This is a genomic window from Enterococcus sp. DIV1067f, from assembly GCF_050543505.1.
Classification (GTDB): Bacteria; Bacillota; Bacilli; order Lactobacillales; family Enterococcaceae; genus Enterococcus_D; species Enterococcus_D entomosocium.
Genome location: NZ_CP172940.1, coordinates 1,741,087 through 1,765,807, shown reverse-complemented (window position 1 = coordinate 1,765,807; position 24,721 = coordinate 1,741,087). Strand labels below are relative to the sequence as shown.

The 24,721-nt window shown below is 44.1% G+C and carries 22 protein-coding genes; 2 read left to right on the top strand and 20 right to left on the bottom strand.

Annotation, left to right across the window (positions count from 1 at the left end):
* Nucleotides 1-70: 70 nt before the first annotated feature.
* The 16 genes from pyrE to IGJ42_RS08115 form a co-directional block, all read right to left on the bottom strand.
* Nucleotides 71-706 carry an orotate phosphoribosyltransferase gene (gene pyrE / locus IGJ42_RS08190; protein ID WP_005226111.1) on the bottom strand — a complete coding sequence of 212 codons (636 nt, stop codon included), beginning with the start codon at nucleotides 704-706 and terminating at the stop codon, nucleotides 71-73.
* Entirely contained in the window at nucleotides 703-1,422 is a 720-nt protein-coding gene (gene pyrF, locus IGJ42_RS08185) for an orotidine-5'-phosphate decarboxylase (protein ID WP_015509722.1), read from the bottom strand. The genes pyrE and pyrF overlap by 4 nt, the downstream gene beginning before the upstream one ends.
* A complete protein-coding gene (locus IGJ42_RS08180; protein ID WP_005226113.1) occupies nucleotides 1,422-2,345 on the bottom strand; it encodes a dihydroorotate dehydrogenase in 924 nt (307 codons plus the stop codon). The genes pyrF and IGJ42_RS08180 overlap by 1 nt, the downstream gene beginning before the upstream one ends.
* Nucleotides 2,345-3,121, bottom strand: coding sequence for a dihydroorotate dehydrogenase electron transfer subunit (locus tag IGJ42_RS08175; protein WP_086332384.1), 777 nt, complete (start codon nucleotides 3,119-3,121; stop codon nucleotides 2,345-2,347). The genes IGJ42_RS08180 and IGJ42_RS08175 overlap by 1 nt, the downstream gene beginning before the upstream one ends.
* 21 nt (nucleotides 3,122-3,142) lie before the next feature.
* On the bottom strand, nucleotides 3,143-6,328 hold the full coding sequence (carB, locus tag IGJ42_RS08170) for a carbamoyl-phosphate synthase large subunit (protein WP_086332383.1): 3,186 nt from the start codon (nucleotides 6,326-6,328) through the stop codon (nucleotides 3,143-3,145).
* Nucleotide 6,329: 1 nt separating this feature from the next.
* Nucleotides 6,330-7,409, bottom strand: coding sequence for a carbamoyl phosphate synthase small subunit (locus IGJ42_RS08165; RefSeq protein ID WP_086332382.1), 1,080 nt, complete (start codon nucleotides 7,407-7,409; stop codon nucleotides 6,330-6,332).
* A gap of 1 nt (nucleotide 7,410) precedes the next feature.
* Nucleotides 7,411-8,694 carry a dihydroorotase gene (locus IGJ42_RS08160; RefSeq protein WP_086332381.1) on the bottom strand — a complete coding sequence of 428 codons (1,284 nt, stop codon included), beginning with the start codon at nucleotides 8,692-8,694 and terminating at the stop codon, nucleotides 7,411-7,413.
* Between the two features lie 36 nt (nucleotides 8,695-8,730).
* Complete coding sequence (locus tag IGJ42_RS08155) at nucleotides 8,731-9,657, bottom strand: aspartate carbamoyltransferase catalytic subunit (protein WP_086332380.1); 927 nt, start codon at nucleotides 9,655-9,657, stop codon at nucleotides 8,731-8,733.
* A 47-nt stretch (nucleotides 9,658-9,704) separates the two neighbouring features.
* Nucleotides 9,705-10,985 (bottom strand): solute carrier family 23 protein, encoded by a 1,281-nt coding sequence (locus tag IGJ42_RS08150; RefSeq protein WP_005226119.1) that lies wholly within the window; start codon nucleotides 10,983-10,985, stop codon nucleotides 9,705-9,707.
* A 19-nt stretch (nucleotides 10,986-11,004) separates the two neighbouring features.
* Nucleotides 11,005-11,541 carry a bifunctional pyr operon transcriptional regulator/uracil phosphoribosyltransferase PyrR gene (gene pyrR / locus IGJ42_RS08145; protein WP_005231374.1) on the bottom strand — a complete coding sequence of 179 codons (537 nt, stop codon included), beginning with the start codon at nucleotides 11,539-11,541 and terminating at the stop codon, nucleotides 11,005-11,007.
* A 243-nt stretch (nucleotides 11,542-11,784) separates the two neighbouring features.
* Nucleotides 11,785-12,693: an RluA family pseudouridine synthase gene (locus IGJ42_RS08140; RefSeq protein ID WP_086332379.1), complete on the bottom strand. Its 909-nt coding sequence runs from the start codon at nucleotides 12,691-12,693 to the stop codon at nucleotides 11,785-11,787.
* Nucleotides 12,677-13,162, bottom strand: a complete 486-nt coding sequence (gene lspA / locus IGJ42_RS08135) for a signal peptidase II (protein ID WP_430616108.1) — start codon at nucleotides 13,160-13,162, stop codon at nucleotides 12,677-12,679. Before lspA ends, IGJ42_RS08140 begins: the two co-directional genes overlap by 17 nt.
* Nucleotides 13,159-13,866: a CBS domain-containing protein gene (locus IGJ42_RS08130; protein WP_430616106.1), complete on the bottom strand. Its 708-nt coding sequence runs from the start codon at nucleotides 13,864-13,866 to the stop codon at nucleotides 13,159-13,161. The genes lspA and IGJ42_RS08130 overlap by 4 nt, the downstream gene beginning before the upstream one ends.
* Nucleotides 13,859-14,266, bottom strand: coding sequence for a hypothetical protein (locus tag IGJ42_RS08125; protein WP_430616104.1), 408 nt, complete (start codon nucleotides 14,264-14,266; stop codon nucleotides 13,859-13,861). Before IGJ42_RS08125 ends, IGJ42_RS08130 begins: the two co-directional genes overlap by 8 nt.
* A gap of 228 nt (nucleotides 14,267-14,494) precedes the next feature.
* On the bottom strand, nucleotides 14,495-16,165 hold the full coding sequence (locus tag IGJ42_RS08120) for a formate--tetrahydrofolate ligase (RefSeq protein WP_422705962.1): 1,671 nt from the start codon (nucleotides 16,163-16,165) through the stop codon (nucleotides 14,495-14,497).
* A 209-nt stretch (nucleotides 16,166-16,374) separates the two neighbouring features.
* Nucleotides 16,375-16,785, bottom strand: a complete 411-nt coding sequence (locus IGJ42_RS08115; RefSeq protein ID WP_061054167.1) for an EbsA family protein — start codon at nucleotides 16,783-16,785, stop codon at nucleotides 16,375-16,377.
* A 65-nt stretch (nucleotides 16,786-16,850) separates the two neighbouring features.
* Between IGJ42_RS08115 and IGJ42_RS08110 the strand changes: the two genes are divergently transcribed.
* Nucleotides 16,851-17,267: a ribonuclease HI family protein gene (locus tag IGJ42_RS08110; protein ID WP_005236004.1), complete on the top strand. Its 417-nt coding sequence runs from the start codon at nucleotides 16,851-16,853 to the stop codon at nucleotides 17,265-17,267.
* On the opposite strand, the gene cls is transcribed toward IGJ42_RS08110, so the two are convergent.
* The 4 genes from cls to IGJ42_RS08090 form a co-directional block, all read right to left on the bottom strand.
* Complete coding sequence (cls, locus tag IGJ42_RS08105; protein ID WP_008379854.1) at nucleotides 17,247-18,713, bottom strand: cardiolipin synthase; 1,467 nt, start codon at nucleotides 18,711-18,713, stop codon at nucleotides 17,247-17,249. The genes IGJ42_RS08110 and cls overlap by 21 nt on opposite strands.
* A gap of 24 nt (nucleotides 18,714-18,737) precedes the next feature.
* Entirely contained in the window at nucleotides 18,738-19,880 is a 1,143-nt protein-coding gene (locus IGJ42_RS08100) for a cation diffusion facilitator family transporter (protein WP_005236009.1), read from the bottom strand.
* 277 nt (nucleotides 19,881-20,157) lie between these two features.
* Nucleotides 20,158-22,800, bottom strand: a complete 2,643-nt coding sequence (gene alaS / locus IGJ42_RS08095; protein ID WP_005236010.1) for an alanine--tRNA ligase — start codon at nucleotides 22,798-22,800, stop codon at nucleotides 20,158-20,160.
* 351 nt (nucleotides 22,801-23,151) lie between these two features.
* On the bottom strand, nucleotides 23,152-24,204 hold the full coding sequence (locus IGJ42_RS08090; protein ID WP_086332376.1) for a DUF7278 family profilin-like fold-containing protein: 1,053 nt from the start codon (nucleotides 24,202-24,204) through the stop codon (nucleotides 23,152-23,154).
* A 70-nt stretch (nucleotides 24,205-24,274) separates the two neighbouring features.
* Between IGJ42_RS08090 and IGJ42_RS08085 the strand changes: the two genes are divergently transcribed.
* Nucleotides 24,275-24,718 carry a GNAT family N-acetyltransferase gene (locus IGJ42_RS08085; RefSeq protein WP_008379848.1) on the top strand — a complete coding sequence of 148 codons (444 nt, stop codon included), beginning with the start codon at nucleotides 24,275-24,277 and terminating at the stop codon, nucleotides 24,716-24,718.
* The last annotated feature ends 3 nt before the right edge of the window (nucleotides 24,719-24,721 follow it).

Below are 24,721 nucleotides of genomic sequence, written 5' to 3'. Positions count from 1 at the left end.
AGAAAATAGGTAAAAATAAAACGAATATGCTTGGTCATTCCCTCACATATCCGTTTCTTATTTCAATTCCTTATTCACTCAACCAAGCAGCAGGATCTTTACGCCACTCTTGTAACAGGGCAACATCAGATTCTTGAATAGCACCCGTTTCTAAAGCCGACTCGATCAACGCTGTATAGTTTGTCAAAGTCACATAGGATAAACCTGCTTGATCAAAATTTTCTTGGACTTGAGGCAGCTCGTAAGTAAAGATCGCAGCGACGCCTAATACATCGGCTCCTTCTCTTTTGGCTGCTTCACAAGCTTCTAAGACACTGCCACCTGTTGACAATAAATCTTCAATGACGACCATTTTTTGATTTGGTTGAATACGCCCTTCAATTTGATTGCCTTTACCGTGTTCTTTTGCTTTGCTGCGAATATAAACCATTGGCAAATCTAACAATTCAGCGACCCATGCAGCATGGGGAATCCCAGCTGTTGCGGTCCCTGCAATCACTTCTGCTTCTGGGTAAGTCGTTTTGATGACTGCAGCTAAGCCTTTCGCAATGGCGCGACGTACATGTGGATAACTCATAGTAATTCGATTGTCGCAGTAAATAGGGCTTTTGATGCCGCTTGCCCAAGTAAATGGTTCATTCGGTCGTAAGAAAATCGCCTCGATGTCTAAAAGATCTTTGGCGATTTGATTGGATTGTTCTTTCATTGGCTAGCTTCCTTCCATTCTTGTTTTATTTGCAGATAACTTTCATACGGTGCCTTAGATTGGGTGATTGGACGTCCCACAACGATCATGGTAGCCCCTGCTTTACGAGCTTGTGCAGGTGTCATGATCCGTTTTTGATCACCAACTTCACTGCCAGCTGGTCGGATACCAGGCGTCAAACGTATGAAGGCATCCGTTGTCCTTTGTTTGATCTGCTTTGCTTCGTGAGCGGAGCAAACAACACCGTCTAACCCAGCTTTTTGGGCACAAGTGGCGTAATGCATGACACTTTCTTGCAGTGACGTCATGATCTGCTGATCATGATGCATTTGTGCCTCACTAGTGGAGGTCAATTGGGTAACTGCAATCAAATCAGGAACTTTGTGCCCTGCGGGGGTTCCTTGCTGCAGGCCTTTTTTAGCAGCAGTCATCATTTCGATCCCACCGGCTGCATGAACATTCGTCAAAGCCACACCTAAAGAAGCTAAGCGTTCCATTGCTCGTCCTACTGTATTGGGAATATCATGTAGTTTTAAATCTAAAAAAATATCATGACCACAGTCTTTTAACCAAGTAACGATCGCTGGTCCTTCTTGGTAGAAAATCTCCATTCCCACTTTCACAAACAACTTTTCCTCTTTAGGAAATTGCGCTAAAAAAGTTTCAATAGCCTGTTTGTTAGGAAAATCTAAGGCAATAATTGGCCGTTCACTCATCACATGTGCTCCTCTCTCACTTCTTTTATCAGCTGTTCCAAAGAAGGTATTCCTAATTCTGCCATTCGTATAGGCAATTCTTCAATCAACTTTGGACAAATGTAAGGATCGGTAAAGTTTGCGGTTCCGACTGCAACAGCACTAGCACCTGCCAGATACATTTCAAGGACATCATCCACTGACATCACGCCCCCCATGCCAATAATTGGTAATTGAGAAACTTGCGCCACTTGTTTGATCAGGCGAATCGCCACTGGTTTGATTGACGGACCAGACAAGCCCCCCGTTTGGTTAGCTAAAATTGGTTTCCGTGTTTTTAGATCGATCCGCATGCCTAAAAGTGTATTGATCATCGTAAACCCGTCGGCGCCGCCTGCTTCGATCGCTTGTGCAATTGGGACGATATCCGTCACATTCGGCGAAAGTTTGACATAGATCGGCACTTGCGAGACTTTTTTGACCGCTTCAGTCAATGCACCAGCAACCGCAGGATCGGTTCCGAACGTGATGCCGCCATGCTTGACGTTCGGGCAAGAGATATTCAATTCGATCGCTTTGACATTTTCTGCCTGACTGATTTCCTGACACACAAGAACATAATCTTCGACGGTCGAACCGGCAACATTCGCGATGATTGGCAAATCGGGGTGTTTTTGAGCCAAGTCGGGTAAAATTTGATTCATGACCGCTTCTAACCCAGGATTTTGTAACCCGATGGCATTTAACATACCGCTAGGCGTTTCTGCTACCCTTGGGGTCGGATTGCCGAAACGTGGTTCAGGTGTAGTCGCTTTGATCATCACCGCACCTAATTGACTGATGTCATAATATTTATCATATTCTGCACCAAACCCAAAACAGCCGCTGGCAGGCATGATCGGATTTTTTAGACTCAATCCGGGTAGCTCGACATTGATCGACATTAAATGACCACCTTTCTCGCCTGAAATACAGGCCCTTGGTCACAAACTTTGACACTTTTTGTGCCTTGTTCATCATCTTTCGTATGGCAAACACAGGCATAACAGGCACCCATCCCGCAAGCCATTCGCGCCTCCATGGATAATTGAACATCTGGAAGGTCTTCGAAAAGCTGGGCGGTGGTTTTTAAAAGACCGTTATTTCCGCAAGCAAAGACCGCCGCAGGTGTTTGCTCTGCAGCTAATAACAGGTTGCCAACATTTCCTTGTAAACCCGCGCTGCCATCATCGGTAGCGATCCTCGTATCTCCCAGTGCGCGAAATTCCTCTTCATAATACATGACGTCTTTGCTGGCAAAGCCCAAAAAGTGAATGACGTGGACGCCTTGTTGCGTCAGGCGTTTCGATAATTCATAGAGCGGCGGTACACCGATACCGCCCCCTACGATAAATGCAGTGTCCCCCTGGTTTAAATGATGATAGCGAAACCCATTTCCTAACGGCCCCATCACATCGATTGGATCACCAACAGTCATTTCTGAAAAAATTCTTGTGCCATCTCCTTCGACCCGATAAATGATTCGGCATTCTTTTTTCTCAGCATCGATATGATTGATACTGATCGGTCGGCGAAGAAGAAAGGCATTTTGAGGAACCCGCAGGTGTAGAAATTGCCCTGGGGTCCTCATCTCATTGACTAATTCACCCGTCAATGTCATTTCAAAAATCCGCGGTGCCAGTTGACGCTGTTTGCTGATGGTCATGATTTCTTGCTTCATCAAAAAACTCCTTTATCTGCGTTAAATTGCTTTCGTTGAAAAACTGCGGGATTCCATCACTTTTAGAATCGCATCCGCTGTATCAAGAGAAGTAAAGGTCGGTACACCATGTTCCACCGCTTCTCGGCGAATGATAAATCCGTCTTCCGTTGCATTTTGGCGATCTTTGTCCATGGTATTGACTACTACTTGGGTCGTTCCTTTACGGATCAAATCAACAACCGTTTCTTCTGCTTGTTGATCAGAGATTTTAGCAACTCGTGTCACTTGCAGGCCTTTTTCTTCAAAGTAATCAGCGGTTCCATTGGTAGCCATTAAGGTGAACCCGACCTCTACGAAACGCGCCGCCAGTGCTGCTGCCTCTTCTTTGCTTTCGTCTGCAACGGTGAAAAGTGCTTTTCCAAATTCAGGAATATGCAGGCCTGATGCCTCAAAAGCTTTATAAAGTGCTTTTGCCAAATCTTTATCTGATCCCATTACTTCACCCGTTGATTTCATTTCAGGGCCTAAGTAAGTATCGACTTTTAAAAGTTTTGTAAAGGAGAAGACAGGTGCTTTGATGTGTACTTCATTTGGTGTTGGAGCAAGTCCGTCTTGATAACCTAACGCTGTGATCTCTTCCCCGAGAATCGCCTTCGTGGCAATTTGTGCCATTGGGATCTCTGTTACCTTGCTTAAAAATGGCACGGTTCGGCTAGCACGAGGATTTACTTCAATGACATACACTTTGTTCTCATGGATGACAAATTGGATATTCATCATACCGATACAATTTAAACCTAATGCCAAGCGTTTGGTATATTCTTCGATCGTAGCAATTAGTTCATCCGAAAGATTTTGCGGTGGATAGACCGCCATTGAATCTCCTGAATGGACCCCTGCACGCTCGATATGTTCCATGATTCCAGGAATCAAAACAGTTTTGCCGTCACAGATAGCATCGACTTCACATTCTTTACCAACCAAGTAACGATCGACCAAGACAGGATGTTCTGGTGATGCTTTCACTGCATGACGCATATAATCTTCTAAATCTGCTTGGTTTTCCACGATTTCCATCGCACGTCCCCCTAAGACATAACTTGGGCGGACTAAAACAGGATAGCCGATTTTTTGTGCGATGGCGATCGCTTCTTGTTCGTTCGTCGCCGTGTCGCCTGGTGGTTGCGGAATATCTAATGCTTGTAATGCTTGCTCAAAGAGATCGCGGTTTTCGGCACGATCAAGATCTTCAATGCTGGTGCCTAGGATTTTGACTCCGGCTTTCACCAAAGGTTCGGCTAAATTGATCGCCGTTTGCCCGCCAAATTGGACGATGACCCCAATTGGCTGTTCCAAATCAATCACATGCAAGACATCTTCTAAGGTCAACGGTTCAAAATACAGCTTGTCGGAGATAGAAAAATCAGTCGAAACCGTTTCAGGATTACTGTTCATGATGATCGCTTCATAGCCAGCAGCTTGGATCGCTTTCACCGAGTGCACTGTTGCATAGTCGAACTCCACCCCTTGTCCGATTCGGATCGGTCCAGAACCTAGGACAAGAACAGATTCTTTTTCACTGCGCTTGCTTTCATTCTCAAACTCATAGGTGCTGTAGAAATAAGGTGTTGCTGATTCAAATTCTGCGGCACATGTATCTACCATTTTGTAGACGGGCAAAATCTTTTGCTCATGACGCAGCGTGCGGATCTCAGCTTCCGTGGTTTCCCACAGCTCAGCGATCTTTTTATCCGTAAAGCCGTTTTGCTTGGCTTTTTTCAACACATCAAGGGAATGTGGATCGTTTGCTAATGCTTGTTCGATCTCAAAGATGTGAAGCATTTTATCTAAGAAGAATAAATCGATTTTCGTCATTTCATTCAAATCTTCGATAGTATACCCTCTTCGGATGGCTTCCATGACGTAGAACAGGCGATCATCTTGGGCCTTGATGACCTTCTCCATCAGATCATTGTCAGAAAGAGCTTCTAATTCTTTCATTTCGATATGGTGTGTGCCGATCTCCAATGAGCGAACGGCTTTTAATAATGACTCTTCAATATTACGACCGATCGCCATCACTTCACCAGTCGCTTTCATTTGTGTTCCTAATCGACGTTCCCCAGTTTCAAACTTGTCAAACGGCCAGCGAGGAATTTTTGCGACGACATAGTCAAGGGCGGGTTCAAATTCTGCATACGTCGTTTCTGTGACTGGATTTTTCATTTCATCCAATGTTAAACCGACGGCAATTTTCGCTGCCAGTTTGGCAATCGGGTACCCTGTAGCTTTACTTGCTAACGCAGAGGAACGTGAGACCCGTGGATTTACTTCAATGACATAGTAGTTGAAGCTATGAGGATCAAGCGCCAATTGAACGTTACAGCCACCTTCGATTTTTAACGCGCGGATGATTTTTAATGAGGCATCCCGTAACATTTGGTATTCATGGTCTGACAAAGTTTGGCTCGGCGCAAAGACGATGGAATCGCCGGTGTGGATACCGACTGGATCGAAGTTTTCCATATTACAAACGACGATCGCGTTGTCAGCAGAATCTCGCATCACTTCATATTCAATCTCTTTATATCCAGCAATACTCCGTTCAATCAAGCATTGGGTCACTGGCGAGAGCTTCAAGCCGTTTTCAGCGATTTGGCGAAGTTCTTCTTCATTGTTACACATGCCGCCGCCCGTTCCCCCTAGCGTAAATGCTGGACGAACAATGATTGGAAAGCCGATTTTTTTCGCAAATTCAACTGCTGCTTCCACCGTTGACACGATTTCTGATTCTGGGATCGGTTGATCCAATTCTTCCATTAATTGTTTGAATAAATCTCTGTCTTCTGCCTGGTCGATTGCTGCTAATTTGGTTCCTAGCAACTCAATTCCTAATTCATCCAAAATACCTGAGTTGGCTAATTCCATCGCCATATTCAAGCCCGTTTGTCCGCCTAATGTCGGTAAAATTGCATCAGGCTGTTCTTTACGTAAAATCCGTGAGACGAACTCAAATGTGATTGGTTCAATGTAGACTTTGTCAGCAATTTCTTTGTCCGTCATGATCGTTGCGGGATTCGAATTGACTAACACCACTTCGTAGCCTTCTTCTCGTAAAGCTAAACAAGCTTGTGTACCGGCATAATCAAACTCTGCCGCTTGTCCTATAATAATCGGTCCAGAACCGATAACCATGATTTTCTTGATATCTGTACGTTTTGGCATATTAGTTCTGCTCCTTCCATGCATCGATCATCTCTAAAAATTCGTCAAATAAGTGGACTGCATCGTGCGGGCCTGGTGCCGCATCTGGGTGGTACTGGACACTGAATGCTGGGTAACGGCGATGACGAACCCCTTCGATCGTGCCATCGTTTACTTCGACGTGGGTCACCATTAGTTTTTCTGGATCGATGGATGCTTCATCCACAGCAAAGCCATGGTTTTGTGAGGTAAAATCGATCCGACCAGTGGCGATCTCTCTTACCGGATGATTTAGTCCGCGGTGACCGAACTTCATTTTATAGGTATTTGCTCCATTCGCTAATGAGAAGAGCTGATGGCCTAAACAAATCCCGAAGATCGGTACCTTGCCTTGAATCCCTTGTATCATTTTAATTGCTTCTGGCAAGCTTTTAGGATCACCCGGTCCATTTGTCAGCATTACACCATCTGGTGCGAGGTCTAAAATTTCTTGCGCTGTCGTATTGTATGGCAAAATCGTTAAATTGCAGTTGCGGCGTGACAACTCCCGTAAAATACTGTGCTTCAAGCCGAAGTCGATGACCACGATATTGCGACCCGTTCCAGGACTTGGATAAGGTTTTGAGGTAGAAACTTGTGCCACTTGATTGGTTGGTAAAACCGCCGCTTTTAATTGATCAAAGGCATGGTCAAAGACATCTCCTGCATCAACGATACTCGCTTTCATGGTCCCATGTTGACGGATCTTTCTTGTCAGCGCGCGTGTATCGATTCCTGCGATCCCTGGAATATTTTTGCGTTTTAAAAATTCATCTAACGTCAGCTGTTTCCGCCAATTGCTCGCTAGACGCGCGTGTTCTTTCACAACGACCCCTTTACAAGTCGGTGAAATTGATTCGTAGTCGTCTCGGTTGACGCCGTAATTGCCAACCATCGGATACGTAAACGTAATGATTTGTCCGTTAAAGCTTTGATCCGTAATGGCTTCTTGATAGCCCGTCATGCTGGTGGTAAAAACAATCTCACCAAAAACATTGATACTGGCACCAAACCCTTCGCCTTCAAAGTATGTTCCATCTTCTAAAATAAGCCAACGTTTCATATTATTGCCCCCCTTTTTGCCATACTAATTTTCCATTTACAAATGTATAACTTGTATCCCCATATAACGTCCATCCACCGAAAGGCGTATTGACTCCTTTTGATAGAAATTGCTTAGGATCCACGTTATAAGCTGATTCTAAGTCAAAAATCGCGAGATCGGCTTTGTCTCCGACCATCATCGTTCCGGCGCTTAGACCAAAGAGCGATGCTGGTTTCACGGTCATCCAATCCACTAGTTGCTGCAAGGTAAAGCGTCCTGTTTTGACAAAATGAGTGTACAACAATTGGAAGGCATATTCTGATCCGACGATGCCAAATGGTGCTTTTAAAAAGCTTTGCATTTTTTCTTCATAGCCATGTGGGGCATGATCCGTCGCGATACAATCGATCGTGCCATCCAGCAGACCTTCGATCAACGCTTCACGGTCTTGTTGCCCACGTAACGGTGGGTTCATTTTCCAAAAGCCTTCATCGGCAGGAATATCTTCATCGATGAGAAGCAAATGGTGGGGAGAAACTTCGGCTGTCACATGGATCCCAGCTTTTTTGGCATCTCGAATCACTCGAACACTTTCTTTCGTAGAGACATGGCAGACATGGTAATGGGCTCCTGTTGCTTCCGCCAAAAGCACATCCCGAGCGATTTGAGAAGCTTCTGTTACACTCAAGATCCCTGGCAATCCAAGTTCTTCCGCTTTTTTACCAGCATGCATCACGCCGCCAAAGAGTAAGGAATCATCTTCTGTATGGGCAACCAATGCCAAGTCATTTTCGGCGGCTTGCTTCATTGCCAAATACATTGTGCCAGCAGTCTGAACCCCGACACCGTCATTTGTTAAGGCAAATGCCCCCGCGGCTTTCATTCCAGCTGCATCTGTCAACGTTTCGCTGCGCAAGTTTTCGGTGATCGGGGCGTATTGTAAGACATTGATTGATGCATCTGCGTTGATTTTTTCGTAAACAGCTGCTAATTTTTCTGGTGTATCAGGAACTGGGTCAAGGTTTGGCATTGCGCAAACTGTCGTAAACCCGCCACGAGCGGCTGCCATGCTGCCCGTTTCGATTGTTTCTTTGTATTCAAAGCCCGGTTCTCTGAAGTGTACATGAACATCCACTAAACCTGGTGTGATCAATTGCTCTTTGGCATCGATGACTTCGTCAAAATCTGTTTCGGGAAATTCTGTACCGATCCCGCGAATGATTCCGTCTTCGATCCAAATTGCTGCAGGAACACAGTGATTATCTTTTTTGATGATTTTACCGTTTTTAATGAGTGTTTTCATGTAAACTTCCTCCTCTAATTCATTCCTTTTTGCCTGTTAGGCCTTACCGTTCAACACCGCTTCAAGAATTGCCATTCGAACAAAGACGCCATTGGACATCTGGGTGATGATGCGCGAGCGTAAGCTTTCAACTAAGGCATCAGCTAACTCCACATCGCGATTGACTGGTGCTGGGTGCATAATGATCGCATGCTCTTTCATTCTTGCGGCGCGTTCGACGGTCAACCCGTGATTTTTTAAGTATTCTTCTTTTGAAAAGCTTTCCGTTCCATCATGGCGCTCGTGCTGGACACGAAGCATCATCATGACATCGACTTCTGCGACCAATTCGTCGAGTGGCATCCAGTGACCGTATACTTCAAATTCTTCGTCATACCATTCCATTGGACCTGAGAAGAAGACTTTCGCTCCGAGACGCTTCAACATTTGCATGTTTGATTTTGCGACCCGTGAGTGGGTGATGTCGCCTACGATTGCGACTTTCAAGTCGTCAAAGTGCCCGAACTCTTCATAGATCGTCATCAGATCTAGCAAACATTGCGTCGGGTGTTGGCCGCTGCCGTCCCCGCCATTGATGATACTGCACTGGATCGTTTTGCTTTGGATCAAAGAGTCGTAGTAGTTTTCATCGCCGTGGCGAATGACCGCAACGTCTACACCTAAAGCCGACATCGTCAAGACCGTGTCATACAAGGTCTCGCCTTTTTGAACAGAACTGGTGGAGGCTTCAAATTCGATGACTTCGATCCCTAGTTTTTTCTCAGCAACATCGAAGCTTTTGTGGGTTCTGGTACTGTTCTCAAAAAAGAGATTTGTTGCGAAATATTGTTCTTTTTGGGGCATCCATTTCGCACCTCTTTTGAATTCTTGTCCTCTGCGGATGAGTCCCATCACTTCACGGTCCGTCAATGCTTCGACCGTCAAAAGATGCTTTAAGCTGATTCTTTCGGATTGAATAATCATGAATGAATTCCTCCTTTGATTCTGTTTAAACGATGAGTTGGCACAAGTTATTTTTCTTCGCTGCGGGAGCTGTCAGGTAAAATAAGATTCAAGAAGATTCCTAGGACAGTTGCTAACGCCATTGCGGATAAGGTGAAGGTCCCGACCGTGAAGACAAGCCCGCCGATTCCTACCACAAGGATCACTGACGCAATGATCAAATTCTTCTTACGATCAAAATCGATTTTATTGTCGATCAAAATTTTCAACCCGCTGGCAGCGATGACGCCAAAGAGCAGAAAGCTGATCCCTGAGATGACTGGACCAGGAATACTTAAGATCAATGCGCTTAGTTTTCCAACGAAGCCTAGTACGATGGCTAGAATTGCCGCACCACCGATGACGAACACACTGTGGACCCGTGTAATTGCTAAAACCCCGATGTTTTCTCCGTAACTTGTCACTGGGGGGCCCCCAACGAGACCGGCTGCGATTTGAGCAAAACCATCGCCCAAAAGTGTTCGGTTCAAGCCTGGCTCTTCAAAAAAGTTTCGCTTGGTTAATTTGTTCAAGACCATCAGATGACCGATGTGTTCGGTCATGGTAACAAAAGCGATCGGCGCCATCGTCGTGATCGCATTCAGATACAGTTTTGGTTCATAGTTAATGAAGGGAATCTCGAAGCTCGGCATGCCAAACCAGTTGGCGTCAATGATGGGCTGTACATCGACGATTCCCGCTGCTAAGGCGATCAAGTATCCGCCCACGATCCCCAGAAGGATCGGAATCAGTCCTAAGAACCCTCGCAGAAACATATTGAAGAAAATCGTTAATCCTAAGGTAGCCAACGCTACCAGAATGTACTTGAAATCGTAGACTGAGTCATTGTACATCGCATTCTGAGCTGCGTTAGCAGCTAACCCTAATCCAATCACCATAATCACAGGACCGACAATGATCGGTGGTAAGATCTTATCCAACCAAGCAGCACCTGCACGTTTAATGATCATCGAAACGATCACGTAGACCAACCCAGTCGTGATGGCGCCTTGTGCGATAGCTGGGTAGCCGTCAGATTTCATCAGCATCTGCATCGCCGCGATAAACGCAAAGCTACTGCCTAGATACGCTGGAATCTTCCCTTTCGTCGTAACCAAGTAAACCAATGTTCCAATACCTGAACTAACTAAAGCGATGCTGGGGTTGATCCCAACGAGGATCGGAACTAAAACGGTTGCCCCAAACATCGTGAAAAGATGTTGTAAGCTTAGGCCTAACCACGGCAGTGCTTTGGGCCGATCTTTGATGTCTAAAACTGCGTCTGGATTACGAAATTCTTGCTTCTGCATGTTGCTGTCACTCTTCTTCCTAGTCGTTTTCTTTATTGATCATGATCCGGTCAGAACCATCGGATTCTTCCATCTCCACGATAATTTCTTCACTTAAAGCAGTTGGAATATTTTTTCCAACAAAATCTGCCCGAATCGGCAGTTCACGATGACCGCGGTCAACTAAAACGGCGAGTGAGATTCTTTTTGGTCGACCAATATCCATGATGGCATCCAAAGCTGCCCGAATCGTCCGTCCTGTAAACAAGACATCATCGATCAAGATGACTTCTTTGCCATCAATGGCAGTCGGGATGTCTGATGAATGGATCTCTGGATCATCTTCTGTCTTTTTGTCATCTCGGTACAAGGTGATGTCCAATTCACCGACAGGTACTTCTACGCCTTCTAGTTGTTTTAAACGTTCTGCTATTCGTTGCGCGATATAGATGCCGCGGGTTTTGATCCCTACCAGCACCAAGTTATCAATGCCGCGATTTCTTTCTATAATTTCATAGGTGATCCGCGTTAACGCTCGTTTCATTGTTACTGCATCTACTACTTCTTTCGCTGCCATATGTTATTCCCTCCTAATTTTGAACATAAAAAAACTCCTACCTGCTTGAGGTAGGAGTCATGTTTTCCGATCGTTGCCTAAAATCCCATTCTGTGGATTTTGGGTACACGTTATCATCTAGTAAGGGTTCGAATCTCCAACGCGGGAGTCGTCTGCTTACTCATTCCTTCTTAGCCTCACGGGACTACATTTAAAGGAGCTATTTAGTTGTTACAATTACTATACAGTTCTCACACAAAAAAATCAATCATTTTTTCGCAATTTTTTTAGGGTGTCCTCAAATAGTTCTGGTAATGGGGCTTCAAAGACCATTGACTCACCCGTTGTGGGATGTGTGAAACCTAAAAGTTTGGCATGTAAAAACTGGCCGTTGCCTTTTAAGGTGCGCTTTGGTCCGTAGATTGGGTCACCGGCTAACGGAAACCCGATATATTGCATATGCACTCTAATTTGGTGGGTTCGTCCAGTTTCCAATTGCAATTCCACCAAGGTAAATTGATCAAAGCGTTCCAACACGGTGAAATGCGTCACTGCGGGTTTGCCGTTCTCAATCACCGCCTGCATTTTACGATTGACTTTCGAGCGGCCGATCGGTGCATTGATCGTGCCTTTTTCGTGGCTGATATTGCCATGGACCAATGCCACATACTTGCGTAACGAGGCTTTGTCTTTCAATTGTTTCGCTAACGACTCATGCGCCTGATCATTTTTGGCAATCATTAACAGACCCGACGTATCTTTGTCGATTCGATGAACGATGCCCGGCCGAACAACATCGTTGATCGTCGATAGGTCCTCCATATGGTACAACAATGCGTTGACTAAAGTGCCACTCGGATGACCAGCGGATGGATGAACCACCATCCCTTGCGGCTTGTTGATGACTGCCACATCAGCATCTTGATAGACGATCGTCAAAGGAATATTTTCTGGCTCTAAATCTACTACTTCCGGCTCTGGCACTTGGATGACCAAGTGATCGCCTGCTTTTACTTTATAATTAGCCCGAACCGTCTCACCTTCTAAAGTAACGGCATCTTCTTTCAGCCATTGTTGGACTTGTGAACGGCTATGGTCAGGCAAGCGTTCAGCCAACACTTTGTCGACCCGCCCTTTTTCTTCTTTAATGATTACTTCAATTTGCTTTTCCATTTGATTCTCCTTGTTTCCCTTTTGCTATATCATCTACCAGTGCATAAATAAAAATCAAGATTACCCCAAACACTAATGACATATCAGCGATATTGAATATTGGGAAATTGATAAAATCAAGCTGGAACATGTCCACCACAAAGCCATGCTGCAAGCGATCGATGAAGTTTCCGATAGCGCCACCTAGAACAAATGCCAATCCAAAGCGAAACCACAAACTGCTTTTTTGGTAACGAAACAATAGGTAAACAACGACGGCAACCGCGATAACGGTGATGATCGCAAAAAAAGTGATTTTTCCTTCTAGAATACTCCAAGCTGCACCGGTATTCTGAAGATAGGTCAGGGACAACACATTGTCGATCAGAGAATGTGTTTCACCTAGTTGATAATTGGCAACGATCCAAATTTTCAGCCATTGATCCAAGCCAATGACAACAGCACTTAACAAAAAAAACAACGCGATCATAAATTTTCCACTCTTTCTTCTTTAAAAATATCTCGCGGACGGATGATGCCCAAGAGATTTCCATTCGGATTTTTATCCTTGGTGATCAAAACCGCCTCAAGCAGGGCATTTTTTTGAAACAATTCTTCCACTTCTACGATGGTCGTTTCAGCCGACACGAAACAATAATTTGATCGTTTCCCATCTCCTGCTAATAATTCATCTGCCGTTCTGCCTGTCAACTTGATTTCACCATGGAGGCTTTCTTTCGCTAACCAGTATCCCAGCATCCGCAAAGTGATCAAGCCCAAAAATCGACCATTATCATAGATCGGAAATTGTGAATAGCGCTTTTGGGCAACGATTTTCAATAACTCTGGTAATGGCAGGTGCTTTTCAAAACCAGTCACTCGTTTCGCAAAACGCGGCATGACTTTTTCAGGTGCCAGTAAAGAGCGTTCAATTTCTTGAATGCGATTGACGACCCATTCATTCGGTTCAGCAATGACAAAGTTTTCTCCGATTTTTTCATGTACGATGGCATTGCGCAGCTGAGCCATTTGTAATAGATCATCTTCTGCTCTTCTGACATTGATATTTTTGCTTTTTGACAAGCGACGAACCATTTCAGAAAAACCCATATTCCGTGGATTATCCAATTCGTCACGAAGCCGCTTTTCGATTCGATTAAAACTACTCAAAAATTGATCTGCACCACTAGTCATGAGGAACCTCCTTGATAAGATACGCTTTTTTCAAATAAATCAAAACAAAGACAAAATATGCCACCAAATACACCCCGACAAAAAGCAACGAGTAAAGGGAGATAGAGAATAAGCCCAATACCCCCATCATGAGAAAAAGGCTTAAATAAAAGCCGATATATAATCTTTTAAGCGTAAGATTCATCACGATCTCCAGCTTGAGCGCTGATTGGCCTTGTGGTAGCTGAAAAGGCTGACTTTCTAAAAAAAACATGCGCACACGAATCGGTGTCTGCTCAGCTAACTCTAAAAAAATCGTTTGCTGATGATTGATGGCAGCGATTCTTTTTTTCCCTTGCATGACCTCTAAGGGACTGCCCATTCCATAAAAACCAGTCCTCCTAGTTAGTTGTAGCTCCATTGACAAAGATCACCTCAATTGGTTAAGTATACTTGATTATCAAAAGAAAGAAAATAGACTTTTGCTTGCTTCCTTGATTATTATAACAAGAATCCCTACTTTTATCTTCCATCACGTCTAATGAACGAGAAAAAGACGAATGCCGCTTGCATCCGTCCTTTCAAATCATCTCTTTCCGTTTTTTCGTTTCAAATGCAGCGAATGTCTTCTTTGCTTGTGATCACTCTTTTAGAAAAGACCGATCGCTTGGCCATCAGAAGTCACGTCCATATTGATAGCCGCAGGTTTCTTCGGTAATCCAGGCATTGTCATCACGGCACCAGTCAAGGCAACGATAAAACCAGCACCTAATTTTGGCACGAATTCGCGAATCGTTACTGTGAAGTCATCTGGTGCGCCCAATCGCTTTGGATCATCACTGAATGAATACTGGGTTTTTGCCATACAAATCGGCAGCTGATCCCAGCCTTGCTCTTTGAAGCTTTGCAACTGTGCCTTGGCTTTAGGCGCAAACTCAACCTCTGCCCCGCCGTAGATCTCACGCACAATCAAAGAAGCTTTATCCGCTAAAGGCAAATCGTCGGTATACAAGCGATGATAGTTGGCGGGTTTTTCCTCAATTACTTGTACCAGCGCTTTTGCTAGATCCGTTCCACCGGCGCCACCTTCTGCCCAAACGGCTGTCCGTGCGATGGTGACGTCGATTTGCTGACACATGGTTTCAACTAATTTCCGCTCTGCTTCGGTGTCTTGTGAGAACTCATTAAGCGCAACGACAACTGGAATACCGTATTTACGCATGTTTCCAACATGTCGCTTTAAATTACTGAAGCCCCGCTCTAATGCTTCTATGTTTTCTGTCCCTAATTCAGCGACAGCGACCCCACCATGCATCTTCAGTGCTCTGATCGTCGCTACCACTACGATCGCATCTGGTGCCTTTGATAAGTTCGGTGTTTTGATATCAAGAAATTTCTCTGCGCCTAAGTCAGCACCAAACCCAGCTTCGGTCACCGTGTATTCGCCTACGTGCAAAGCCGTCTCGGTTGCGATGACACTATTACACCCATGGGCGATATTCGCAAAAGGACCGCCATGGATCAGCGCAGGGGTTCCTTCAATCGTTTGAACGAGATTCGGTTTGAGGGCATCTTTTAAAAGTAAGGCTAAAGCACCTTGGACCGCCAGATCTTTTACGTAAATCGGTTGTTTCCCAAAAGAATAACCAATTAAAATCTTTCCTAATCGCTCTTTTAAATTATCAATGCTTGTTGCCAAGCACAAAATCGCCATGATCTCACTAGCAACGGTAATGTCAAAACCGTCTTCTCGGGGAACGCCTTGTAACGGTCCCCCTAGACCGACGATCACTTGTCGTAACGCTCGATCATTCAAATCGACAACGCGTTTCCATGTGACCCGACGTCCGTCGATCCCTAATTCGTTACCTTGTTGGATATGATTGTCGATCAACGCAGACAAGGCGTTATTGGCAGCCGTGATCGCATGCATATCACCTGTGAAATGTAAGTTGATGTCTTCCATCGGTAGAACTTGTGCTTTGCCGCCGCCGGTGGCGCCGCCTTTGATGCCCATTACTGGGCCCAATGATGGCTCCCGCAAAGCAATGACGGTTTGTTTCCCGATTTGATTCAGGGCATCCGCAAGTCCGATGGTCACCGTTGATTTACCTTCCCCTGCTGGTGTCGGGCTGATGGCTGTGACTAAAATAAGCTTACCTAACGGCTTGTTTGCTTTTTCTTTGATTGCCGACCATTCGATTTTTGCTTTATATTTGCCATAAAGTTCCAGGTCATCCCCTGTTAAACCAAGTGGTTCAGCAATTTCAATAATCGGTTTAGGCATTGATTCTTGTGCAATTTCGATATCTGATTTCATTTTTACCCTCAATTCACGAACTATTTAGCACTTTAAAATGTATTTTGTTTGCTATGCTCTTATTATACTTGATTTTATTCAGAAAGAAAGAGAGATTTTCCACACTTTTACAAGAAGTTTGCCGAATTCTCTATGTAAACAAAAAACAACGTCCTTCCTAAGGCTGTACCGCCAAAAGGAGTGATCGCTGTTTTCTAGATTTCTATGAATTACTCGTTGGTTTCGACCTGCACCCTTTTTTCAGGGATTTTTTCTTGAAAAAAAGTTTCTAACCATACCACATCTTTTTTACGCAACGTGAAGGTATACGTTTTTTGATGATCGGTAATGCTTATTAAATAGTTTACAATTTGCCATTTTTCTATCTCAGGTAAAGAAACAAGACTTTTCTTCCATAAGCGGGCATAGCGAATAAGGAGCAAATCATTCCTGATGAGTATGCTTCGATGAATACCTAACCATACAAAAAAGAAAAAGACGGCTAAAACGAGGTTGCTTTTCCAATAAGGTCTGGTATTTTCTAACGAAAGAATCAAACTGATAAATAATATCATCATAGTAAACGACCAATAAATGATCGCTGTAGCAGCTTCCGGTTGCCAATACAATTTACGCTTCATAAAAGTTCCTCACAACATAAAATTTCTAGTATACTATCTTTATCATATCAAAAAAGGGTGAGACAATGTTAAAAGTTTATCTTGATGCTTCCACGAAAGGCAACCCCGGCCCTAGTGGCGGTGGAATCGTCATTGTCGGTACTGATCTGCATGAGCAAATTGCGTTTCCGCTACCTGATTCAACCAACCACCAAGCAGAGTTCGCTGTGATGGTAAACGCGTTGCAGCTGCTGATTGACAAAGGGTTACAGGAACAGACGATTATGCTCTATACCGACAGCAAAGTCGTTGCGCAGACTATCGACAAGAATTATACCAAAAACCCTGCTTTTTCTGATTATTTAACGGAAATTCAATGCTTGTTGAAACAGTTCCCTTTAGCGATCATCCAATGGATCCCTGAGAGCCAAAACAAAGGTGCCGACCATTTGGCACGCCAAGGATTAGCAAAGGCGTTGAAATTAAAGGATCGGAGACAATAACCGAGAGAAGTTTTGTTTGAAGCGCAACCAGTAAGACTGCTTAGCTAAAATTTCATCCGTCAGTAATGTGGATTGCGCCATATCCTCTTCAAAGAAGCCTTTCAACGTTTGCGTGACATCGTGATCGTAGGCAAAAGCATTGACTTCAAAATTCAAGGCATAACTCCGAATGTCTTGATTTGTCGTCCCAAAGGAACTAATGGTATCATCCATCATGACCGTCTTCGCATGGAGGAAACCATTGTTATAGATGTAGATTTTTGCACCACGACGATGCAAATAATTGGCATAATGCTGTGTTGCCCGGTAAATGAATGGGTGGTCAGGCATACATGGGATCATGATTCGGACGTCTACACCTGAGTGGATGGCAATTTCCAATGCGTTCATCATACTGTCATCAGGAATCAAATAAGGCGTTTGGATCCAAATCGATTCTTTGGCAGCTAAGATCATTTTTACAAAACCGCCTTTGAGAATTTGGGTCTCACTTTCAGGACCATCAGCGACAATCTGCAAATCAACATTTCCAGAGAGCTCTTTCGGCGGTAGAATAAAGTAGCGATCCTCGTATTCCAGTTGATCCTCCTCTTTTTTTACAGATGCGTTCCAGTCACGAATAAAAATCTCTTGTAGTGTAAAACTGGCAGTACCTACGATTCTCGCATGGGTGTCTCGCCAATAGCCAAATTTGGCCTTTTTCCCTAAATATTGATCGCCGACATTAAAGCCGCCAGTCCACCCAATTTGACCATCGATCACAACGATTTTTCGATGTAGATGATAGTTCAATCGTGTGTTACGGATCAGGTTCTTCGAAGTGATGAAAGGCACGACTTTTCCACCGGCATCAATCAACGGTTGAAAGAATTTCCGATTGGCTTTCGGTGACCCCCATGGATCATAGACCAAACGCACTTCAACACCTTCACGGGCTTTATCGATCAAGATAGACAGAAATTGGCCACCGATCTCATCATTAAAAAACGAATAATATTCCACATGCAGATTATCTTCTGCTTGCTTCATGTCTTCAAACAATGCTGCAAATTTTTCTTTTCCATCTGTATAAAATTCTACTTTGTTTCCTTTAGTCAAGGGCGATTCATCAAGGTTCTTAAAATAGCGCTCTAATAGATGATTGTCATCTGAGTAAGGATGTTCAGGAAAAGAATAATTGTGCACTTTGATGATTTGATTCAACTCATTGATCCTACTTTGGTGGTGCTCACTAAATTTATAAATAATTTCTCCGTCGATCCCCCGACCACAAAACAAGTACAACAAAAACCCGATGCCGGGGATGAATACCAACGTCATCATCCAAGCAAAGACACTTGCAATCGAGCGTGGTTTCCGAAAAACAGTAATAAAGGCAGCAATCGTATTAATAAACAAAAGTGCCAATAATACCGTGGAAATCATGCTCATATCCATTTTTATCATAGTTTCCTCCTATATCCTGTAACCCTATAATAGGTAACTATGATCGAAAGCAAGCTTCAATTCATAGTCCCCTAGTGTTTCTTTGATTTTTTGTTTCAGCATTTCTTCGATTTCTTGATCACTATACGCCGATTTTGCGGGAATCACTAAATCAAACGCCAACAGATCTCCTTTGACCTGAAAATCATGCATCCGTAACTGCGGATCAACGAAGCGAATGATCTTTGACACTTCTTTTTTTAAATACCGATACTGCTGATCTTGAATTGGTACTGGATCAAGGTGACAGACAAGGTCGACCTTTAAAGATTGGCGAAAATCTTGTTCAATAGCATCAATCACCTCATGCGCTTCTCGTAAAGACCACGTTTCATCCACTTCGATATGCACACTGGCAAAGCGATTTTTCGGTCCATAATTATGAACCAGTAAATCATGGTAACCGAGAATCGTCGGATAGTGATCCAAGCGCTGCTCCATGGCAGCTACTTCTTCTTGCGTTGGGCGTGCCCCTAATAATTCGTTGATAAAGGAACGAATCATTTTGATTCCGCTAATCAAAATATACAAGGCAATCAGACAGCCGACAAAGCCATCGATACGTAGGCCAGTCAACCACTCGATCGTCGCTGAAAACAAAACCGCACCCGTTGTATACACATCGTTGAGACTGTCTTGCCCACTGGCTTTAAGTGTTTGAGAGCCAATCAGGTTCGCCAGTTTGCGGTACATCGCTCCCTGCCAGATTTTGATCAAAATCGATAAAACCAAAACGATAAACAATAGTGGTGAAAGACGGATACTCGTCGGTTCCATGATGCGTTGCACAGAGCTGATGAGAAATTGACCGCCAACAAACGTGATGATCAAAGATACCACAAACCCACTGATGGCTTCAAATCGCTCATGTCCATATGGATGTTCACTGTCGGCTGGTTTCGCCGAGATCCGAAAACCGATCAATGTTAAAATAGACGAGGCTGTATCTGAAAGACTGTTGATGGCATCGGCCATAATCGAAACAGATTGTGCAGATAAGCCAATGATAAATTTTCCGGCAAATAATAGGAGGTTGGAAAGCAACCCGAGGCTACCCGCTAACTTCCCAATGGCTGTGCGTTCGTAGACACCATTTTTTTTGCTACGATTTAAAAAAAAGTTTAGCAAATCATCACCCTCTCAAAAAACCATCTTTCTTATTTTACCCCGAAGGAATTCAATTAAACAACTATTCGTATCGTTTTTTCGAAAAAAAAGCGAATTCCCTTCAATTATCAAACGCATTTTCAGATAACACGTAGGAAAAAAGGAAAAAGATAACGGAAGGGTCTCCCCCTCCGTCATCTTCGTTCAAAAAAGGAATGTGTTAAAGACCTACGCTCCTCTTTCACCTATCTTCTTAGAAGGAAAGGAACTCGCGGGTACAGATTCAACCATAGTGTGCTTACTTGGCAGCTAACCACGCTGCTGCGGTCTCAAGTGCTGCTGTGATTCCTTCAGGATTCTTCCCGCCGGCTTGTGCCATATCAGGACGGCCGCCACCGCCGCCACCAACTTTAGGTGCGATCTCTTTGATCAAATCGCCCGCTTTCAATCCTTTTTCATTGGCTACTTTGTTCATAGCAGCTAAAAGATTCACTTTGCCATCATTCGCGGTAGCTAACACTAAAATATCAGAATGGTCTTTTTGTTTCCATTGATCGGCTAGTTGACGTAATTGGTTCATGTCCTTAACAGTCACTTTCGCTGTGATTAGACGCAGACCATTTACTTCTTTGACATCTTTGAAAACATCCCCTGCTTGCTGATTTGCTAACTTGCTGGCAAGAGCTTCGTTTTCTTTTTGCAATTCACGTAGCTGCGCTTGCAGTTGTTCTGTTTTGGCAACGACTTCTTTTAATTGGGCAGATTTAACAATTCCTGCGATTGCTTTTAATTGCGTTTCTTCTTCATGCAATAACGTATAGGCCTCTTGACTAGTCACGGCTTCGATCCGACGAACACCAGCACCGATCCCTGATTCAGAAACGATTTTGAAAATACCGATATCCTCCGTATTTGCCACATGGGTTCCCCCACATAATTCGATCGACCAATCGGCAACATTGACGACGCGAACGTCATGCCCATATTTTTCACCAAAGAGTGCCATCGCTCCCATGCCTTTTGCGGTATCGATATCCGTTTCGATCGTCACAACAGGGAGGGCTTCCCAAATTTTTTGGTTGACGATTTGTTCCATTTGGCTCAGTTCTTCGCTGGTCACTTGCCCGAAATGACTAAAGTCAAAGCGCAAATGTCCTGGAGCAACTAATGAACCTGCTTGGTTCGCATGGCTACCTAATACTTCTTTTAACGCTTTATGCAATAAGTGAGTCGCCGTATGATTTTTGATAATCTTATTGCGACGATGCTGATCCACTTGTAAGAAATAGTTCACGCCTTCTTGTAGTGGCGCTTTGACTGTAGCAGTATGCAAGAACTGACCGTTCGGTGCTTTTTTGACATCCGTCACTTCCGCTACGATCGTACCATCTTCTGCTACGATCGTGCCTGTATCCGCAACTTGTCCACCCATTTCTGCGTAAAATGGTGTTTCAGCAAAAATCAGTTTTGCTTCACCTGTCGAAACAGAATCGTGTAACGCTTCGTCTTGGATGATCACTAATAATTCACTGTTAGCTTCAAGTGAATCATAGCCAACGAAACGGCTGTCTACTTTGATATCCGTCAATAAAGCGGATTGTACGCCCATTGAAAGCTCCGTTTGTCGAGCCGCACGAGCGCGGGCACGTTGTGCATCCATTTCTTGTTCAAACCCTTGATGGTCCACTTTCAACCCTTCGTCTTCCGCCACTTCTTCTGTCAATTCAACTGGGAAGCCGTAAGTATCATACAATTTGAAAATATCTTGACCAGCTAACGTATCTTGGTTGTCTGCTTTTACTTGGGCGATCACTTGATTTAAAATATCTAACCCTTCATTGATGGTTTCATGGAAACGTTCTTCCTCGTTGCGGATCACTTTTTCAATAAATTCTTGCTGCTCTAGTACTTCAGGATAGTAGCTTTCCATGATCTCGCCAACGATCGGTACTAATTTGTATAAGAAGGCAGCATCGATCCCTAATTTTTTCCCATGCATGACTGCACGACGTAATAAACGACGTAAAACATAGCCACGGCCTTCATTTGAAGGAAGTGCCCCATCGCCGATCGCAAAAGAAAGCGCGCGGATATGGTCTGCAATCACTTTAAAGGAGATATCTGTCGTTTTGCTGTCGCCGTAGTTCACACGACCGCTTAAATCTGCCACTGCATTGATGATCGGCAGAAACAAGTCTGTTTCAAAATTGGTTGGTGCATTTTGAACGATGGAAACCATTCGTTCCAGCCCCATCCCCGTATCAATGTTTTTATGTGGTAGTGGTTCATAGGAGCCATCTGGTTGATGATTGAATTCTGAAAAGACCAGATTCCAGATTTCCAAATAGCGTTCATTTTCGCCACCAGGATAGTTTTCGGGATCATCTTCCGCTACGTCATTAAACTCAGGACCACGGTCATAGAAAATCTCCGAATCCGGTCCACATGGTCCTGCACCGATGTCCCAAAAGTTGTCTTCAATCTCAACGATATGCTCTGGTGTCAAGCCGACTTCTTCTGCCCAGATCCGTTTTGCTTCTGTGTCTTTTGGATAAACCGTGACATATAACTTTTCTGGATCAAAAGCCATCCATTCTGGGGAAGTCAAAAACTCCCATGCCCAATGAATCGCTTCATTTTTGAAATAATCGCCGATCGAAAAGTTTCCTAGCATTTCAAACATCGTATGGTGTCTTGCTGTTTTCCCAACGTTTTCGATGTCGTTGGTCCGAATTGATTTTTGCGCATTGGTCATTCTTGGGTTTTCAGGAACAACACTGCCGTCAAAATATTTTTTTAGCGTTGCCACCCCTGAATTGATCCATAATAGGGTTGGATCGTTGACTGGGACAAGGGACGCACTTGGTTCAATTGAATGACCTTTTGATTGAAAGAAGTCCAAAAACATTTGGCGTACTTCTGCACTGGATAATTGTTTCACGTTATTCTCCTACTTTCTTCTGTGTTCGCTTAAGATACAGGGGCTGACAAAATTGCTGGTAAGGCGCTCTTATGCCTGTAGAGTCATTTTGACGATAAAAAAACACCATTGCAGAGCAAGGACGTCGATACGCGGTACCACCTTGCTTGCAATGATGTGACTCATTACCTCTTAGACTCGTTAACGCGGAGTGGACGGCAACATTTCTGCTGCAGTTGAGCACCAAAGGGAGCAATCCGTCTGAATTCATGTTTTTCTCTCAGCAGTGAAAAACTTTCTGTAATGAATCATCAAACCGACCATATCCTTCGTCATTCAAAGTATAAGGAAATGTGTCGAAAAAGTCAATCCTCAAATCCGGTCTTTATTGATCAGAATCGCTTTGCGGTAACGATAGCTCTGCGGAGAAAGCTTTTGATCTGGCTGTAGCATTTTCCGTGAACGGTAATAACTGGCATAAGGCAAGGCATCGAATAAGGGATGCCCACAAATTTGCCAGTTCTCCATTTTTAAAGACAAGCCATCTGTCAGCTCCCACGCATCCGCAAGCCCATAGGTGCAGCCAAATAAATTCGGTTCAAGCAATTCAGCGGTTGGCAAAGAAACCCCATCGTCGCAAGACTTTTCATTGCCCCAGCGAAAAAGTCGCCGAGTAGCAGCACCGCAGACATATTCCCATTGATCCTCTGAAAGCAGCTGAAAGCCTTGTTTATCTAACTGCTGTTTCAATTCTGTTTGATTGACGGATTCGTGGGTAAATAACTGATAGGTTTCCGATAACGGCTCTAGTGCAGCAAAATAGCGATTCTCTTCGTGATAAAAAGCGGGTAATTCCCAACGCAAGCTTTCCTCAAAGGACGCTGGTGCTGTGAATTGTGCCTTTAGCTCTTTTTCGAAAACACTGAATTGATCGACTAACCCGTGAAACTCCCCAGTGATCGTATTTAACTGCCCGATATACCTTGCGCCAGCAGGCAGAGAACTTTTTTGGACTAGCATGGGATCAATCACAGCTTTACGCAAAGGGCTCGTCGACTCATTGACAAAAATCCCCCAATCCTGGCTGGTTTCTAACTCATAGATTGTTTCCAGTTGGCGAATGATCTCATTGGGTGGTGACTGCCAATTTTTACTCCAGCAAGTAGCCGGTAACCCTTGCACACCGAGATCCCAACCTAAGATCGCCTCAGAATTCCCTGGTATAAAGACAAAGTCTTCGCCATCGATCGTTAATTCAAAGGTAGCACATTTCAATCCTGCATACGTCAACTGACTAAAATGGACATCGGTGATCTCCTTTAAAGGACTGACAAAATACATTAAAATTTGCTGGATCAGCTGTTCTTTGATTTCAAAGGACAGTGTCTTCCAATTTGACCATTGTAACGCCTCAAAAAAATCCACGTCATTTCTCCTCTCATCTGCTACAATTACTATATAACGAGTATACCACGAAAAAGGAGGAAAACGGCTGATGCTTTATTTTGGACGCAGTCCGTGGATGCTACAAGCGGTTTTCGCCTTGCGGCAAGCCGTTTTTGTAGAAGAACAGCACATTCCGGCAGAATGGGAATTTGATGAAAAAGACCAAACCTGTCCATACTTTCTTTGGCTTGATGGAAACACACCGATCGCTACCATTCGCTATCAATTCTCTACACCGAACACTCTGCAACCTGATCGCTTTTGCGTAGCTAAGGCCTTTCGGCACCAAGGATACGGCACCAAATTATTGCATTATCTCGAAATGCGTGGTGTCCAAGAGGGTGCCCTCCAATCAGTGTTATCCGCAGAGATCGACGCTTGTGCGTTTTATGAATCCTGTGGGTATCAAAAAACATCTGAACCCTATGCTGAAGATGGCGTATTGTGTGTAGAAATGACCAAACAATTAAAAACAGCAGTCAAGGAAGAGTAGTTC